Origin of the sequence: Shewanella cyperi, from assembly GCF_017354985.1 — a bacterium.
Taxonomy (GTDB): domain Bacteria; phylum Pseudomonadota; class Gammaproteobacteria; order Enterobacterales; family Shewanellaceae; genus Shewanella; species Shewanella cyperi.
This window is the reverse complement of the sequence record NZ_CP071501.1, coordinates 1,792,101-1,807,141: the sequence shown is the minus strand read 5'-3', so window position 1 is coordinate 1,807,141 and position 15,041 is coordinate 1,792,101. Positions and strand designations below refer to the sequence as shown.

General features: G+C 55.1%; 15 protein-coding genes. 6 read left to right on the top strand and 9 right to left on the bottom strand.

Annotated elements, in window-relative coordinates; genetic code table 11:
- Positions 1-27: 27 nt before the first annotated feature.
- A complete protein-coding gene (speE, locus tag JYB84_RS07750) occupies positions 28-903 on the bottom strand; it encodes a polyamine aminopropyltransferase (RefSeq protein ID WP_207322828.1) in 876 nt (291 codons plus the stop codon).
- Between the two features lie 675 nt (positions 904-1,578).
- Here speE and JYB84_RS07745 point away from each other — a divergent pair.
- The 4 genes from JYB84_RS07745 (at position 1,579) to JYB84_RS07730 (ending at position 4,932) form a co-directional block, all read left to right on the top strand.
- On the top strand, positions 1,579-2,412 hold the full coding sequence (locus JYB84_RS07745) for a CvfB family protein (RefSeq protein ID WP_207322827.1): 834 nt from the start codon (positions 1,579-1,581) through the stop codon (positions 2,410-2,412).
- A 98-nt stretch (positions 2,413-2,510) separates the two neighbouring features.
- Positions 2,511-3,158 (top strand): YceH family protein, encoded by a 648-nt coding sequence (locus tag JYB84_RS07740; protein WP_207322826.1) that lies wholly within the window; start codon positions 2,511-2,513, stop codon positions 3,156-3,158.
- 35 nt (positions 3,159-3,193) lie between these two features.
- Positions 3,194-4,036 (top strand): ABC transporter permease subunit, encoded by an 843-nt coding sequence (locus JYB84_RS07735; protein ID WP_207322825.1) that lies wholly within the window; start codon positions 3,194-3,196, stop codon positions 4,034-4,036.
- Positions 4,033-4,932: an ABC transporter ATP-binding protein gene (locus JYB84_RS07730; RefSeq protein ID WP_207322824.1), complete on the top strand. Its 900-nt coding sequence runs from the start codon at positions 4,033-4,035 to the stop codon at positions 4,930-4,932. The genes JYB84_RS07735 and JYB84_RS07730 overlap by 4 nt, the downstream gene beginning before the upstream one ends.
- 221 nt (positions 4,933-5,153) lie before the next feature.
- Here the strand turns inward: JYB84_RS07730 and JYB84_RS07725 are convergent, their stop codons facing one another.
- The 3 genes from JYB84_RS07725 to JYB84_RS07715 all read right to left on the bottom strand — a co-directional run bounded on the left by JYB84_RS07725 (position 5,154) and on the right by JYB84_RS07715 (position 7,355).
- Entirely contained in the window at positions 5,154-5,363 is a 210-nt protein-coding gene (locus tag JYB84_RS07725; RefSeq protein ID WP_011072720.1) for a cold-shock protein, read from the bottom strand.
- Positions 5,364-5,662: 299 nt separating this feature from the next.
- The gene (rlmA, locus tag JYB84_RS07720) at positions 5,663-6,502 is read right to left on the bottom strand and encodes a 23S rRNA (guanine(745)-N(1))-methyltransferase (RefSeq protein WP_207322823.1); all 840 of its coding nucleotides are present in this window, start codon (positions 6,500-6,502) and stop codon (positions 5,663-5,665) included.
- A 52-nt stretch (positions 6,503-6,554) separates the two neighbouring features.
- Positions 6,555-7,355, bottom strand: a complete 801-nt coding sequence (locus JYB84_RS07715) for a hypothetical protein (RefSeq protein WP_207322822.1) — start codon at positions 7,353-7,355, stop codon at positions 6,555-6,557.
- Between the two features lie 253 nt (positions 7,356-7,608).
- Between JYB84_RS07715 and sbcB the strand changes: the two genes are divergently transcribed.
- Positions 7,609-9,021 (top strand): exodeoxyribonuclease I, encoded by a 1,413-nt coding sequence (sbcB, locus tag JYB84_RS07710; protein WP_207322821.1) that lies wholly within the window; start codon positions 7,609-7,611, stop codon positions 9,019-9,021.
- Positions 9,022-9,108: 87 nt separating this feature from the next.
- Entirely contained in the window at positions 9,109-10,002 is an 894-nt protein-coding gene (gene cdd, locus JYB84_RS07705; RefSeq protein ID WP_207322820.1) for a cytidine deaminase, read from the top strand.
- A gap of 77 nt (positions 10,003-10,079) precedes the next feature.
- On the opposite strand, the gene JYB84_RS07700 is transcribed toward cdd, so the two are convergent.
- The 5 genes from JYB84_RS07700 to acpP form a co-directional block, all read right to left on the bottom strand.
- A complete protein-coding gene (locus tag JYB84_RS07700; protein WP_207322819.1) occupies positions 10,080-10,955 on the bottom strand; it encodes an NAD(P)-dependent oxidoreductase in 876 nt (291 codons plus the stop codon).
- Between the two features lie 47 nt (positions 10,956-11,002).
- Positions 11,003-12,532, bottom strand: coding sequence for an FGGY-family carbohydrate kinase (locus JYB84_RS07695; protein ID WP_207322818.1), 1,530 nt, complete (start codon positions 12,530-12,532; stop codon positions 11,003-11,005).
- 4 nt (positions 12,533-12,536) lie between these two features.
- Complete coding sequence (locus JYB84_RS07690; protein WP_207322817.1) at positions 12,537-13,016, bottom strand: acyl-CoA thioesterase; 480 nt, start codon at positions 13,014-13,016, stop codon at positions 12,537-12,539.
- A gap of 285 nt (positions 13,017-13,301) precedes the next feature.
- The gene (gene fabF / locus JYB84_RS07685; RefSeq protein ID WP_207322816.1) at positions 13,302-14,540 is read right to left on the bottom strand and encodes a beta-ketoacyl-ACP synthase II; all 1,239 of its coding nucleotides are present in this window, start codon (positions 14,538-14,540) and stop codon (positions 13,302-13,304) included.
- Between the two features lie 207 nt (positions 14,541-14,747).
- Complete coding sequence (acpP, locus tag JYB84_RS07680; protein WP_006081231.1) at positions 14,748-14,981, bottom strand: acyl carrier protein; 234 nt, start codon at positions 14,979-14,981, stop codon at positions 14,748-14,750.
- Positions 14,982-15,041 lie beyond the last annotated feature (60 nt).

Below are 15,041 nucleotides of genomic sequence, written 5' to 3'. Positions count from 1 at the left end.
TATTTGCCTGTCTATTTAAAAATGATATTAAGCGGTCACAGTCATGGCTGACTGGATCGCCTGTTCAACAAACGCTGGCAAGGCGAAGCTTGCCTGATGTACAGCCGGCGTGTAGTAACGAGTGCTGATCCCAGCCGCATTAAAACGCGCTTCAAGGGTCGCAGAATCAACTCTGCGTGCTGCAAGATTGTCGGTGGCCCAGGCAAACGCCATGCTGCCTCCCACATAGGTGGGCACGGCGGCCATATAGAACCAACACTCCTGCAAATAGGGGCTCATGCGCCGCACGGTATCGGCAATTTCGTCGGGCTGCATAAAGGGAACCCCGTTTTGCGCCACAAAAATACCGTTATCGTTCAGGCAGCGCTTGCAACCTTGATAAAAGGCGGAGCTGAAGAGGACTTCTCCCGGCCCCACCGGATCGGTGCAATCGGATATGATCACATCGAACTTCTTGTCTGTATCGGCCACAAAGGTCATGGCATTGTCTATCACCAACTCTACCCTGGGGTCGTCATAGGCCCCCTGGGAGTGCTCTGGGAAATAGCTCTTGCACATGTCCACCACAGAGGCATCGATTTCGACCATGGTAATGCGCTCAAGTTGCCTGTGTTTAACCACCTCACGCAACATACCGCCGTCGCCGCCGCCAATGATCAACACGCTTTTGGCGTTGCCGTGGGCCAGCAAAGGCACATGGGTCAGCATTTCATGATAGACAAATTCATCCTTTTCCGTGGTCTGGATGGCGCCATTGAGCGCCATCACCCGTCCAAAGCGACTGTTTTCAAAAATGGTCAGGTGCCACTGTTCGGTTTTCTGCTCGAACAGTACCTTATCAACCTCGAAATACTGACCGTAGCCGGAATGCAAGGTCTCATAATACAGGTGTTGCTTTTGCATATGTCACGCTTTTCTGCTGTAAAAGTTCAAATGCCCCCCGCCCGGTCACTCTGCCAGAGAATGCCGGGTAGCCAAATGCCGCGAAAAAATAGCGACGGGTCAGTTGGGACTATTGGCCTCTTCGCGGCCAGAATTAATGCGGATCAGGGTGAGGTGTTTTACGTCCGAGTCAAAGCATACCGGTGAGGCAACCAGTGCTGATGCCAAGGTAAGGCAATGTGTCGTAAATACATGGTTGTGCATTAGCTAAAACCCTCTTAACCCCGTGTAATGGCGTTCAGTCAATTACACGGTTAATGACTCGTGAACCATAAAACCGTAGAAAACCCCATAAATCAGATGAGTTCTCCGGGGGCGAATCCCCGGAAACGGCGCAATTAAACCCTGCTAAGTTCCAGAATGCAAGCACGAATGTGACTTTGTTGTTGCAGTCTGACAGACCCGTCTGACCAGTGTTGCAGCAGCGGCATTTTTTTTCATTTACAGACAACAAGTTAAGCTGCACTTTCAAACAAAGATTTGATACAAAAATCCAGGGGTGCCCAGTCGCTTTTCCACCGCGGTTTGGCGATTGTTTGCCTCGGGCCGCGCGGGAGCAAACAAACTGGGCAGCGGCGCCGAAATTCCTCTATAATCCGCGCGGTAAAATGCGAATCAGCCAATAAAGAGAGTGCAATGATCCAGATTGGAAAGACCTGCAGGCTGCAGGTGGTAAAACAGGTGAATTTCGGTGTCTATCTCAATGCCGAGCAATACGGTCAGGTGTTGTTACCCAACAAGGTCACGCCCAAAGACTGTCAGGTCGGTGACTGGCTCGATGTTTTCCTGTATCTGGACTCTGAAGATCAACTGATAGCCACCACAGCCCGCCCCAAGGCTCAGGTCGGCGAATTTGCCCTGCTGAAAGTGGTTTCCATCAGTCGGGTCGGAGCCTTCCTCGATTGGGGGTTGGACAAGGATTTGCTGCTGCCCTTCGCCGAACAAAAACGCCCGCCGGAAGAAGGCCGCTCAGTGCTGGTCTATATACACATCAACCATGCGGACGATCGCATTGTGGCCTCGGCCAAACTGGACAAGTTCCTCGACAAGACCCCGGCTTTTTACAAACCAGGTCAAAAGGTTGACCTTATCATCGCCGGCACCTCGGATCTCGGTTACAAGGCCATAGTCAACCAGGCTCACTGGGGTGTGCTTTACAACAACGAAGTGTTCAAGAAACTGCGTTTCGGCCAACAAGTGCAAGGTTATGTCAAGCAGGTGCGCCACGATGGCAAACTGGATCTGCAGTTGCAGCGCGGCAACCGTGAAGAGTTGGACTCCCATGCCAAACTCATCATGGACAAGCTGCGCAAAGCCGGCGGCTTCCTGCCGTTAACGGATAAAACCGATGCCGATGTGATCTATGCCGAACTGGGCATGAGTAAAAAAGCTTTCAAGAAAAGCATTGGAGGCCTGTTCAAGGCCGGTCAGCTCAGCATAGACAACGATGGTTTGCGCATTGCCGAATAATGCCTCGCTTAATAAAGAAAGGTAACAATCTTTGTTTCTCCTAGGCATGGCGGCATGGCTTTGATATAACAAGGTCATGCTGTCAACAGGAGTTTTCGATGCAATTCAATCAACTGGAAGCCAGGGTCATAGGCTGCTTACTGGAAAAGGAAGTCACCACCCCGGATCAGTACCCCCTGTCACTCAACGCCCTTACCCTGGCCTGTAACCAAAAAACCAGTCGCGATCCCGTGATGGAACTCAGTGAAACCCAGGTCCAGGCCACTTTGGATGATCTCAGCAAAAAGCGTCTTATCAGCGAACAATCCGGCTTTGGCAGCCGGGTAGTGAAATACAAGCACAGGTTCTGCAACACCGAATTCGGTGAACTGCAATTGGACAAGGCCGAGCTGGCCATTATCTGTCTGTTACTATTGCGTGGCCCACAAACCGCCGGCGAGCTGCGCAGTCGCAGCAACCGCCTCTATGATTTTACTGACATTGCCGAAGCCGAAGCGGCACTTGAACGTCTTGCCAAACGTCAGCAGCCCCTGGTGGTACAAATGCCGCGGGAACCCGGCCGCCGCGAAAGCCGCTTTATGCACCTGTTTGCCGATGAACAAACTGAGCTGGCACAGGCCGCATTTTCGGCAGCCGCTGGCGCACCAGCCGAAGCGGAACCGGCCGGCGACAGGATAAGTGCTCTGGAAGAGCGTGTCGCGAAACTGGAAGCCCAATTGCAGCAATTGCTGGCACAACAAGCCTGAATCCGCGGGATCCAGGCCCATACAAGGAAGCACACATGTCCCATTCCCTGGCCCCAAAGGTTCCGCCAATTGCCAGCCATATTTTTATGGTGGCGACGCAGGAACTTAAAAAAGGCTTTTTAAATATCCGCGGTTTGATGTCCATGGCAGCATTTTTGCTGGTGTGGGGTCTGATCCTCATGTATCCGGTCAGACAGGCCTCTTCTTTTATCAGACAACAGGGATTTAGGGACTTGCTGAGCAGCGTGTTTGGCACCCAGACCCTGGATAAACTCTTTGCCTGGCCCGTGGCCGAGCTGGCCGTTTTCTGGGTGCTGGCCCTGTATCTGTTTCCGCTCTTTACCCTGGTAGTGGCTGCCGATGTTTTTTCATCGGATCTCAGCCGCAAAACCCTCAGGTTCATGGTGCTCAGGGTGAGTCGTACCGGCCTGTTTCTTGGGCGGGTATTGGGACAACTTCTGCTGCAGTCGGTTTATATGTTGGCGGCTCTGCTGGCCACACTGATCATGACCCTGATGCGGGATGCCTCGCTACTGGGTGAAGCCCTCTCCACCACGGTACTTATCTATTTGAACCTGCTGATCATAGTGCTGCCCTATACCACAGCCATGGCATTGTTATCCCTGCATGCCAATAGCGCCAGACAAGCGTCTGTGCTGGCCGTGGTATTTTGGACCCTGCTGTGGATAATCACCTCCCTCGGAGCCTATTACTTCCCCGGGCTAGGATTCCTGTCCTGGCTGATGCCCGGCTCGCAATTGTCCGGGATGATTAACAGCAGTGCCGGCGCAGCCCTGACATCGGCGCCGCTTCCGTTGGCACAGGCCGCCTTGTTGCTGCTCCTGGGTCACCTCTACATGCAAAGGAGAGCCCTGTGAGCCTGCTGACAACCCAATCCTTAAGTAAATATTACGGCAGCAAAGCGGCCCTCGACTGTGTAGACCTCACACTTGAGGCCGGCGCGCCCATCGCCCTTGTTGGCCCCAATGGCGCCGGAAAAACCACCCTGTTCAGTCTGCTGTGCGGTTTTATCAAACCCAGCAAGGGGGAAATCACCATACTGGGCCACGCTGCCGGCGATCCGGCCCTGCTTGGCCGGGTTTCCTGCCTGCCCCAGGATGGCTTGCTGGATCCCAATTTCACTGTGTTGCAGCAGTTGAGTTTTTTCGGGCGCTTGCAGGGTCTTGGCCATCGTCAGGCCCAAGATGAAGCCATGCGGGTGTTGACCCTGGTGGACTTACAAACAGTGGCCCAGAGCAAGCCCACAACATTGAGCCATGGTATGGGTAAGCGGGTCGCGATAGCCCAGGCACTGATGGGATCGCCAGAATTGGTGCTGCTGGATGAGCCCACCGCCGGTTTGGATCCCGCCAATGCCAGGGCCATCAGGGAGTTGGTGCGCGCCCAATCGGCAAACACTAATTTCATTATCAGCTCCCACAACCTCGATGAGCTGGAGAAGCTCTGTGGCACTGTGCTGTATCTGGAACAGGGACGTCTGACCCAGTCGTTGTCACTGGAACAACAAGGCGGCGCCAGTTTCCTCAGTCTGAGTATGCAGAGCTGCGAAACAGACATGTTGCAACAGGGGTTGGAATCGCTGCCGTCGGTGATCCGCGTCAGGGCCAAGAACGGCAAGGACTTTCTGATTGAGTATCAAGGCGGTGAGCCTTACGTGCTGGAGCAGCAACTGCTGGAACTCTGTAAGGCTCAGGGTGCCAAGTACAAGCTTTTACAAAATGGCCGCTCCCTGGAAGACACCCTGTTTTCATAGGAGCTAGCCAATCAGCTGAAGACCCACCCTGGTGGGTCTTTTTATTTGCCTGTGTTCTGTACCTGGGTGCTGCTGTCTGTATGCCGTGTGCTGGTTATTGAAAAGCTGTCGCAATTTAATTGCCAAATGCTCTGTTTTGCTGACAAACAGACAAAAAAAAGCTGCGGCATTTGCCACAGCTGATTTTGTTTCTCGTGATGACCTGAGTCACCGCGGGAACATTAGCCGATAACGGTTACGTTTTCAGCTTGAGGACCTTTCTGACCTTGGGTCACAGTGAAAGATACTTTCTGACCTTCGTCCAGGGTCTTGAAGCCATCAGAGTTGATAGCACGGAAGTGAACGAATACGTCTGGACCAGACTCTTGCTCGATGAAACCGAAACCTTTGTCAGAGTTGAACCACTTTACTACACCAGTAACTTGAGACATATAAATGTTTCCTGTAAATATTTCAATATAAAGCCTTAACGGCGGTGGAGCTGGAAAATGCCGGTATTACTTATGATGTTTACAGGACGAACTGGTCGTATTGAACACATAAATATAAGCCCAACCTTCAAGCTTTAATGACTATAAACCTTTTATCACATAAGTCAACAAGCATCGGTATCGGCGCCCAGTATTTTTTTACTTAAATTTCGTGGAGTTGGCTCACATTTTTCCAAACGCGCTTTTGTGTAAAAACTCAAAATCGGCAATTCGTCCCTGAAGCCCTTGTTTATATTGAGTTAGCGCTTGCGCAGCACCCTGATACTGAAATCCAGTTCACAGCCAAGTCCGGTGCGGCACAGCTCCGCCTTTTGTTCCTGACTGAGCTTCCAGGCGTAAGGCGTCATGGCAAGAAATGCCTCCGTCATGTCGCTCCGGTCCAACATCAGCTGCCACTGCAGCCGCTCAGCATGAATAAGCTCGAAGCCTTCGGCGACCGAATCATCCTCGGAATGCAGTCTCGGCTCGGCGTAAATCAGTTGCTTGATGGCAAAGTGGTGCATGGGTCCGGGCTGCACCGTAATCAGACATGCCCCCGGACGCATCACCCGCAATAACTCCGCATCCCTTGAGGGGGCATAGACTCTGAGCAGCAAGTCAAAACTGGCATCGCGAAATGGCATGTCGTAGGCACTGGCTACGCAAAAGGCCAAATCAGGATAACGTTTGGCGCCGTAGCGCACCGCCGCCCGAGAAATATCCAGACCATCGAGCGTCATGGGCGCAGCGGCATTCATCGCCCGAAACAGCCGGTGACTGTAATAACCTTCGCCACAGCCCAAATCCAGCGCCTGTCCCGCCCCCGGGGCATGGGTCAATGCCAGCTCGTTGATCCTGTCACTGAGCTTTTCATAGTAACCAGCGTCGAGAAATGCCCGCCGCCCCTGGATCATCTCCCTGCTGTCACCGGGATCTTTGGACCTTTTCTTGGCTACAGGCAGCAGGTTGACATAGCCCTCTTTGGCACAATCGAAACTGTGCCCTTTGGCGCAGCTGTACTGGTTAGCTTGCTGTGCCAATGGCAGCTGGCATAAAGGGCATTGATATACCCCGCCCCAACTGCGATGTTGAGATGTCATTAAGGCATCCTCGTCTTTAAATAGGTATTGATTTTACAAACATTGGCGACCATCAGGAGTCTTCTTTTACCAGAGCCTGCACCATGGCTGTCACTTCGGGGGTGGCCAGCAACTGGTAACACTCCAACTGTTGCTTCAAACTTTCCAGTTCATCCATTTGATTGGCACTGTGACCGTAATGGGTTCGCTCCTGGAGCTGACTGTGTCGCCTGAGCAGCCACTGGCGCTTTTGATTGAGCAAAGGCACCATGCGCCGCGCTTCATCCTGAAGAACCGTGTGCTTGGCCGTGCTCTCCAGAAACGCCAACAGTTCACGAGAAGCCTGCTCCAGCTCACTGATGTGTACCGCCAACATGGCCACCCCCAAGCCGTAATCAAATTCCCGCGCCAGAATCGCCCGCGCGTGTGACAGCGCCTGGGGCTCGTTCAACAGCCGCAGATCTTCTTCAAGGGCCAAGAGTTCGAAATGTTCGTTATCCAGCAAAGCAAAGTGGCCCGGACTGTCGGGGATAAAATCCAGTCGCAATCCCCTGCGCAGGGACTCAAGCAGCCGCGCCGGCGCCACTCCCAAACGGCAGTACAGTCTGAAGCCCTGGCCCCTGCCCCGCGCTAATAGGCTTTCCACCGATGCAGTGGCTTGCTCTTTGGCACACTGCAACTCAAACAGTGGCTGACAGCGCACCGTCAGCAGTAACTGAGTCGGTTCGCAGGCCGCCACCACCACCTCAAGCAAGGGCGCGCGAAGGGCCTGAATAAGCACCAAATCGCTGATATTGTCGCCAAGACGTAACTGAAATTGCCCCGGATGCTTGAGATCCTGCACCATGGGCATACCAAAAAATTGATTGAACATACACACTTCCCTTGTCGATGGCGCGATTGTACCGTCAAGACAAGCGCTAAGCACCCGCAATTTCCGATATGCACAGCTGACTTAGCAAACATCGCCCAGGTCAAAAAGCCAAGAACCATTGGTAGATTTTCACTCCGGTTACTATCCGCTGCATATTTGGCCAATAAACCAGCACCATAGACTGCCAAGGGTGAATCTGCCGGCACAAGTGTTAAGATAGCTCCCTACCTTCATGGACAGACGCGAAATTCCAATGACAGATTACATCCAGCCCACCATCTTTTGGCACGATTACGAAACCTTTGGTGCCAATCCGGCTAAAGACAGACCGGCACAGTTTGCCGGGGTGCGGACCGATCTGGATCTCAACATCATTGGCGAGCCGGAAACCTTCTACTGCCAGTTGGCGCCGGATTATCTGCCCTCACCCGAGGCAATACTCATCACCGGCATCACGCCACAGCTCGCCAACCAAAGGGGCGTGCCGGAAACCGAATTCATGGGGCGGATCCAGTCTCTGTTCAGCGTGCCCAATACCTGTGTGGCCGGTTATAACTCGCTGCGTTTCGATGACGAAGTCACCCGTTACGGCTTTTACCGCAACTTTATTGACCCCTATGCCCGCGAGTGGCAACAGGGTAATTCCCGCTGGGATCTCATCGACCTGGTCCGCGCCTGTTACGCCCTGCGCCCCGACGGCATCAATTGGCCCACCCGCGAGGATGGCAGCCCCAGCTTCAAGCTGGAATTATTGACCGCCGCCAATGGCCTGGGCCACGACAAGGCCCACGATGCCATGTCGGACGTCTACGCCACCATAGCGCTGGCCCGCCTTATCAAGGAAAAGCAGCCCAAGCTGTACGATTACTATTTCCGTTTGCGCCGCAAGCAGGCGGTTGGCGAGCAGGTCGATGTACTGGCCATGACGCCCCTGGTGCATGTGAGCTCCAAGATCAGTGCCGCCCAGGGCTGTGCCACCCTGATAGCACCCGTGGCCCACAATATGCGCAACAAGAACGCCGTGGTGTGCGTCAATCTGGCCATGGATATCAGCCCCTTGATTGAGCTGGAAGTGGCGCAACTGCGGGAGCGTATGTATACACCCCGCACTGAATTGGCGGAAGACGAACTGCCGGTGCCGGTGAAACAAATCCATCTCAACAAGTGTCCCTTTATCGCCCCGGCCAAGACCCTGGATGATACCAATGCCGAAAGACTCGGCATTGACAAGGAATTCGCCCGCGAGCAATTCAAGCTGCTGAAACAGCATCCGGAAATCCGCGAAAAGCTTACTGCCCTGTTCGATGACGAGCCTGTGGCAAACGGCAGCGATCCGGATCTGATGCTCTACAGCGGCGGCTTTTTCTCCCCCGCCGACAGGGCCAAGATGGAGATTATCCGCAATACTCAGCCCCAGAATCTGGCGGCGCTGTCGCTGGAGTTCGACGATGGCCGTTTGCCGCAGATGCTGTGGCGTTACCGGGCCCGCAACTACCCGCATACCCTGTCCCATCAGGAAAGCATCAAATGGCGGGAGTTCTGTCAGCAGCGGCTCAGCGATCCTGACTATGTGATCAGGCTGGAAAATTTGCTGGAAGAAACCCAGAATGATGAAAACAAACAAAAACTTTTGGGCGCTTTGTGCCGTTACCTGCAGTCTCTCTAGCCACAAATGCGCGTCAGATCCCAGTCCTGTTGTAATAAAATAACTAGACTGACAACCCAATAGCCACACAACCAAGGAATCAGGGAAATGCAAGACAGATTCGTGCGCAGCATAACCCAATTACCGGAAGCCCTCGCCGGCACCATCATGCCACTGCTTAACCAGGGCTTCAGCGGCCACCTGGATGCGGTGCAGGTCAAAGAATTGTGCCGTGTCTCCGGCCTCGACAATCACGGCCTGGGCCTGGCACTGCTGCCTTTGGCCGCAAGCCTCGCCAAACCTCCCGTCAGTGACTTTTATGTCGGTGCCATCGCCATAGGCAAGAGCGGTGACTTCTACATGGGCGCCAACCTGGAACTTGAGGGCGAAGCCCTGTTTCATTCGGTGCATGCGGAGCAGAGCGCCATCAGCCATGCCTGGCTCAGCGGCGAGGTAGAAATCAAGGACATAGTGGTCAACGCCAGTCCCTGTGGCCACTGCCGCCAGTTCATCAATGAACTGGTACATGGCCAGAAGGTGCATATTCACCTGCCGGGACAAGCCACGGCGCCCCTGTCCCATTACCTGCCCTATGCCTTTGGACCCGCAGACCTCAATGTCACTTCGCCCCTGCTCAGCAAGCAACAGACAGAGCTGGAACTGGAGAGTGACGATCCGCTGCTGATTGAGGCACTCGATCACGCCAGCCTCAGCTATGCCCCCTACAGTCGGTGCCATGCTGCCGTGGTGCTGGAAACCGATGACGGCGCCACCTTCTGTGGCCGCTACGCGGAGAACGCCGCCTTCAACCCGTCCATGCTGCCGATGCAAATGGCGCTGTCGAATCTGGTACGCCACAACCGCGAATTTTCCAGTATCAGCCGCGCCATATTGCTGGAGTCTTCCGCCGGTAAAATTTCCCTGGTGGGCGCCACCATGGATGCGCTGCATACTGTGGCCGCGGTGCAACTGGAACACCTGGTGGTGGATCCTGTGCGCTGATTAGCCGCAACGAGAAAAGAAAACAGGCCCGCAAATGCGGGCCTGTTGTTTTTTGTCTTCTTACTTCTTGTGATTGCTTATTTGCGGTTCTTTTCCAATCTCGCCATCAGGCTGGAAGTATCCCAACGATTGCCGCCCATGGCCTGCACTTCGGCGTAAAACTGATCCACCAAGGCTGTCAGCGGCAGACTGGCACCGTTGCGGCGGGCCTCGTCGAGGGTGATCCCCAGGTCTTTGCGCATCCAATCTATGGCAAAACCAAAGTCATACTTGCCGGCCCACATGCTTTGATAGCGGTTTTCCATCTGCCAGCTCTGGGCTGCGCCCTTGCTGATGACTTCCACCACCCGCTCGCCATCGAGGCCGGCGCTGCGGGCAAAGTGCAATGCTTCGGCCAGGCCCTGCACCACACCGGCGATACAGATTTGATTGACCATCTTGGTCAGCTGACCGGCACCTGAGTCCCCCAGCAGTTCAGCGCAACGGGCATAGCTCATGATCACCGGCTTGACCTTGTCAAACACAGCAGGATCGCCACCGGCCATAACAGTCAACACACCGTTGACGGCACCGGCCTGGCCGCCGGACACGGGCGCATCGATAAAGGCCAATCCAGCCTCGGCAAAACGGGCCGCCAGTTCCCGGGCCACATCGGCGGAGGCCGTGGTGTGATCAACCAGCACGGCGCCGGGCGCCATGGCATGGATAGCACCCTCTTCGCCCGTCACCACCTCGCGCAGATCGTTATCATTGCCGACACAGACGAACACTATGTCCTTATCGGCGGCAGCCAGCCTGGGGCTGGTCGCATATTGGCCCTGGTATTCTTCCACCCAGGCCTTGGCCTTGCTCTCGGTACGGTTGTAAACGGTCACCTCGTGACCGGCCTTGACCAGATGTCCTGCCATGGGATAGCCCATAACGCCCAGGCCCAGAAATGCGACTTTTGCCATTGATGTTCCTTACTGCGGATACAGATAATCAGTTATTTTTAAAATAGTTACATGGTCTGAAACAAGGGTTTCAGCCTTGGATACAGCCTGGCGTGTTGCCAGGCCACAACCCGGTAGCACGCGACCCGCCGGGGATCCGGCTCAAAACGTTGCGCCGATTTTGCCATACCGAGGCGCGCCTCGGCGAGCGATTCATACTGCCCCATGGCGACGGCGGCGCACATGGCCGCACCGAGACCTGAGGCTTCGCTCACCGAAAGCCGCTCCACCGGCAGGTTGAATATGTCGGCAGCCATCTGCAGCACCACGTCGCTTTGACTGCCACCACCGGTCACCCGGATAAGGGACGGCACAGTGCCGCTGACCTTTCGCAGTCGCTTAAGACCGCGAGCCAGGGTCAATAATACTCCCTCGATGGCCGCTCGGTAGAGGTGAAAACGGCCGTGTTCGGGACGCCAGCCAACTATGGCGCCCCTGGCCTCGGGCCCTGGAAAAATTACGCCCTGGGCCCAGGTGGGGCTCAGCAGCAAACCATCGGCCCCCGGCGTAACAGCGTCAATCCGCCGTAAAATATACTCCTCCGGGCTCAGTCCCAGCGCCTTGGCATCTTGACAGTCTTCAGCACCAAACTCGCGAATAAGCCAGCTCAGCAGCCAAAATCCGCGCTCCAGTTGCACCTCGGACAGGAACTGCTTTGAATCCAGTGACGGAAATGCCGGCGCGTAACGATAGGCCTCAGTATAGCGCTCCAGCCCCAGGGTCACGGTCGCGGCACTGCCGAGACTGACGCAGGCAAGGCCGGGATCACCGGCGCCGGCGGCATAGGCCTCACAGGCCTTGTCGGCCCCCGCCAATACCACAGGCAAACCGGTCGGCAAGCCCGTTAGGGAGGCAAAGCCGGCGCTGAGCCCGCCGTGAACCGCGGTGGCCTCGGCCAGCGGCAGCATTTGCTGCGGACGACAGTTAAGGGCGCGCCAGCGCCAGTTGCCGGCGTTGGCAAATCGGCGCCGTCGATAATCAAAGGGCAAATAGCCCACCTGGTAGGCCACGCCATCGCCCAATTTGTCCGTCAGTCGACTCAACAACAGCCCACTGAGCAAACCAATTTTGGGCGCTTCCGCCACCTTGTGCCGGTCAAGCCAGTTGGTTTTGGCGCAGCGGCGCAGATAGTGAATGCGTTTTCCAAGCCCCAGCAATCCAAAGCCCAGCCGCTGGTACCAGGGCAAAGGCATTAACGGCTCTGCTGCCAGGCGTCTGTCGGACCACATAAACACATCGGACCGGGCATGGCCGGACTCGTCCATCAGCACCAGGCAGGCTCGCTGGCAGGTGAGGCTGAGGGCGGCTATTTGTCCCGGACGAACGCTGGATTCGGCCAGCAGCTTTTGCACCACGGCCGTTAGCTGAGCGACACAATAGTCGCCACTCTGGCTGGCGGCGGCCGTGCCCTGCTGCTCTTCACGGCAATTGGCATTGGCCAGTTGCGCCTTGGCAATCAGATTGCCTTTGGGATCAAATACCAAGGCCCGGGTGCTTTGGGTACCGTAGTCCAGAGCCAGGAAGTACTGATTATCCATAGACTCAGGGAGTGACGTGGGCGGCCATCTCGGCACCGATTTTCTTGCGCATTTCCATCAGGCGAATGGCCGATTCCCGCAGCGCCTTGTCTTCCTCACTTTGGGGGATCCACTCGGGCACAGGGGTGGGTTTGCCTTCATCGTCAACCGCCACCATGATAACTATGCAGTGAGTCGTCAGATGGCGGGCCGATTCCTTGGGATCGCCGGCGCGCACATCCAGGCCAATGTGCATAGAGGTACTGCCGGTATAGATGACCTTGGCACTGACCTCCACTATGTTGCCGACGTGAATGGGCTTAACGAAGCGGATCCCACCGGCATAGGCAGTAATGCAGTACTTGCCGCTCCAGCCGGCGCCACAGGCATAGGCCGCAAGGTCAATCCATTTCATTACGGCGCCGCCGTGTACTTTACCGCCGAAATTCACATCGGCGGGCTCCGCCAGGAAACGCAGGGTGATCTGTCTGTCTATACCGGCCATGGTAGTGCCTTGAAAGGAGTGATAATTCTTTTGAGTTTACGCCAAATTGGGGCCGCCGAGAATGGTCTTGCCCAAATTTGCCACCCGCCTGCTCAGGCGCTATCGCCCCATAGCAGGGCTTGCATAGCTTGGTTGCATAGCTTGGTTGCATTGCTCGGCTTGCATAGCCGTCACCTGCGATTGTTGCAAAAGAAAGAGAGCCCTTTGAGCCATTTTGCCTGCTGTGAGACATTACAAAAAAAGCGAGCCCAGGGGCTCGCTTTTTCACTGAACTCACTCTTGGCTTCAGACGCGTTTTAACAGCAAGGAACCGTTGGTTCCACCGAAACCGAAAGAGTTGCACAGGGCATAGTCCAGCTTGTGCTGACGCGCCTCGTGTGGCACGAAGTCCAGATCGCAACCTTCGTCCGGATTATCCAGGTTGATGGTTGGCGGCACGGCCTGATCTTTCAGGGCCAAAATAGTGAAGATGGCTTCCACCGCACCGGCAGCGCCCAGCAGGTGACCTGTCATCGACTTGGTGGAGCTGACCAGCACCTTGTAGGCCTGATCGCCAAATACGGACTTAACCGCAGCGGCTTCAGCCTTGTCACCGGCAGGCGTAGAGGTTCCGTGGGCATTGATATAACCAATCTGCTCCAGGGCCAAACCGCTGTCTTTGATGGCATTGGCCATGGCGGCCGCAGCACCGGCACCGTTCTCCGGTGGCGAGGTCATGTGGTAAGCGTCGCCACTCATGCCAAAGCCAACCAGCTCGGCATAGATCTTGGCGCCACGGGCCTTGGCGTGTTCGTACTCTTCCATTACCAGTACGCCGGCACCGTCACCGATAACAAAACCGTCCCTGTCTTTATCCCATGGGCGACTCGCGGCCTGGGGATCATCGTTACGGGTCGACAGCGCCTTGGCGGCGGCAAAACCACCCACACCCAGAGGACAGGTCACGTCTTCGGCACCACCGGCAATCATCACGTCCGCATCACCGTAGGCAATGGTGCGGGCGGCGAAACCTATGTTGTGCACCCCTGTGGTACAGGCCGTGGTCACGGCGAAGTTGGGGCCTGTCATGCCATACATGATGGACAGGTGACCGGCAATCATATTGATAATGGTGCTGGGCACAAAGAAGGGAGAAATTTTACGGGGACCACCGTTCATCAGCGCAGTGTGGTTTTGTTCAATCAACCACATACCACCCATGCCGGCACCGATGGCGGTACCCACACGACCGGGATCTTCCTGGCTCATATCGAGGCCGGAGTCACGTACCGCCTGAATACCTGCTGCCATACCGTACTGGATGAAGAGATCCATCTTGCGGGCGTCTTTTTTCGACAGGTACTGCTCGACATCAAAGTCTTTTACCGAACCGCTGAAGCGGGTGGAAAATTCGCTGGCATCAAACTTGGTAATGGGCGCTATACCACTCTTGCCATCAAGCAAGGCTTTCCAGGTAGAGTCCACATCATTGCCAACCGGGGTTACCAGTCCAAGACCGGTAATCACTACGCGACGTTTAGTCACAGGCGTCACCTTCTGTTGTCAAATTCTTGGGTTGAGAATAGCGGCTTGGGATTGTGCGCGCCATTCTGTGTGCCTGAGTGGCCGGGATCTGTCATTAAGATCAAAGAAAAGAAGTGATCCCGCGCCAGCTGCTGGTTGTACCAGCCAAGGCGGTTCAGAAACAAAAACAGGCGGCAATAATTGCCGCCTGTTTTCTGGAATTCAGTATTACTGATTCTTGGAAACGTAGTCGATCGCAGCTTGAACTGTAGTGATCTTCTCAGCTTCTTCATCAGGGATCTCGGTGTCGAACTCTTCTTCCAGAGCCATAACCAACTCAACAGTGTCCAGAGAATCTGCACCCAGATCGTCAACGAAAGATGCCGCTGGCTTAACGTCTTCTTCTTTAACGCCCAGTTGCTCTACAATGATTTTCTTTACACGTTCTTCGATGTTGCTCATTAGTTTTCTTTCCTATTCAAATTACGCACTTGCGTAAGATTGCGAGTAGTTTATTCGATT

Bases quoted from the DNA above. Each gene is read 5' to 3' on its own strand.
- speE (WP_207322828.1), bottom strand. From the start codon at position 903: ATGCAAAAGCAACACCTGTATTATGAGACCTTGCATTCCGGCTACGGT.
- JYB84_RS07745 (WP_207322827.1), top strand. From the start codon at position 1,579: ATGATCCAGATTGGAAAGACCTGCAGGCTGCAGGTGGTAAAACAGGTG.
- JYB84_RS07740 (WP_207322826.1), top strand. From the start codon at position 2,511: ATGCAATTCAATCAACTGGAAGCCAGGGTCATAGGCTGCTTACTGGAA.
- JYB84_RS07735 (WP_207322825.1), top strand. From the start codon at position 3,194: ATGTCCCATTCCCTGGCCCCAAAGGTTCCGCCAATTGCCAGCCATATT.
- JYB84_RS07725 (WP_011072720.1), bottom strand. From the start codon at position 5,363: ATGTCTCAAGTTACTGGTGTAGTAAAGTGGTTCAACTCTGACAAAGGT.
- rlmA (WP_207322823.1), bottom strand. From the start codon at position 6,502: ATGACATCTCAACATCGCAGTTGGGGCGGGGTATATCAATGCCCTTTA.
- JYB84_RS07715 (WP_207322822.1), bottom strand. From the start codon at position 7,355: ATGTTCAATCAATTTTTTGGTATGCCCATGGTGCAGGATCTCAAGCAT.
- sbcB (WP_207322821.1), top strand. From the start codon at position 7,609: ATGACAGATTACATCCAGCCCACCATCTTTTGGCACGATTACGAAACC.
- cdd (WP_207322820.1), top strand. From the start codon at position 9,109: ATGCAAGACAGATTCGTGCGCAGCATAACCCAATTACCGGAAGCCCTC.
- JYB84_RS07700 (WP_207322819.1), bottom strand. From the start codon at position 10,955: ATGGCAAAAGTCGCATTTCTGGGCCTGGGCGTTATGGGCTATCCCATG.
- JYB84_RS07695 (WP_207322818.1), bottom strand. From the start codon at position 12,532: ATGGATAATCAGTACTTCCTGGCTCTGGACTACGGTACCCAAAGCACC.
- JYB84_RS07690 (WP_207322817.1), bottom strand. From the start codon at position 13,016: ATGGCCGGTATAGACAGACAGATCACCCTGCGTTTCCTGGCGGAGCCC.
- acpP (WP_006081231.1), bottom strand. From the start codon at position 14,981: ATGAGCAACATCGAAGAACGTGTAAAGAAAATCATTGTAGAGCAACTG.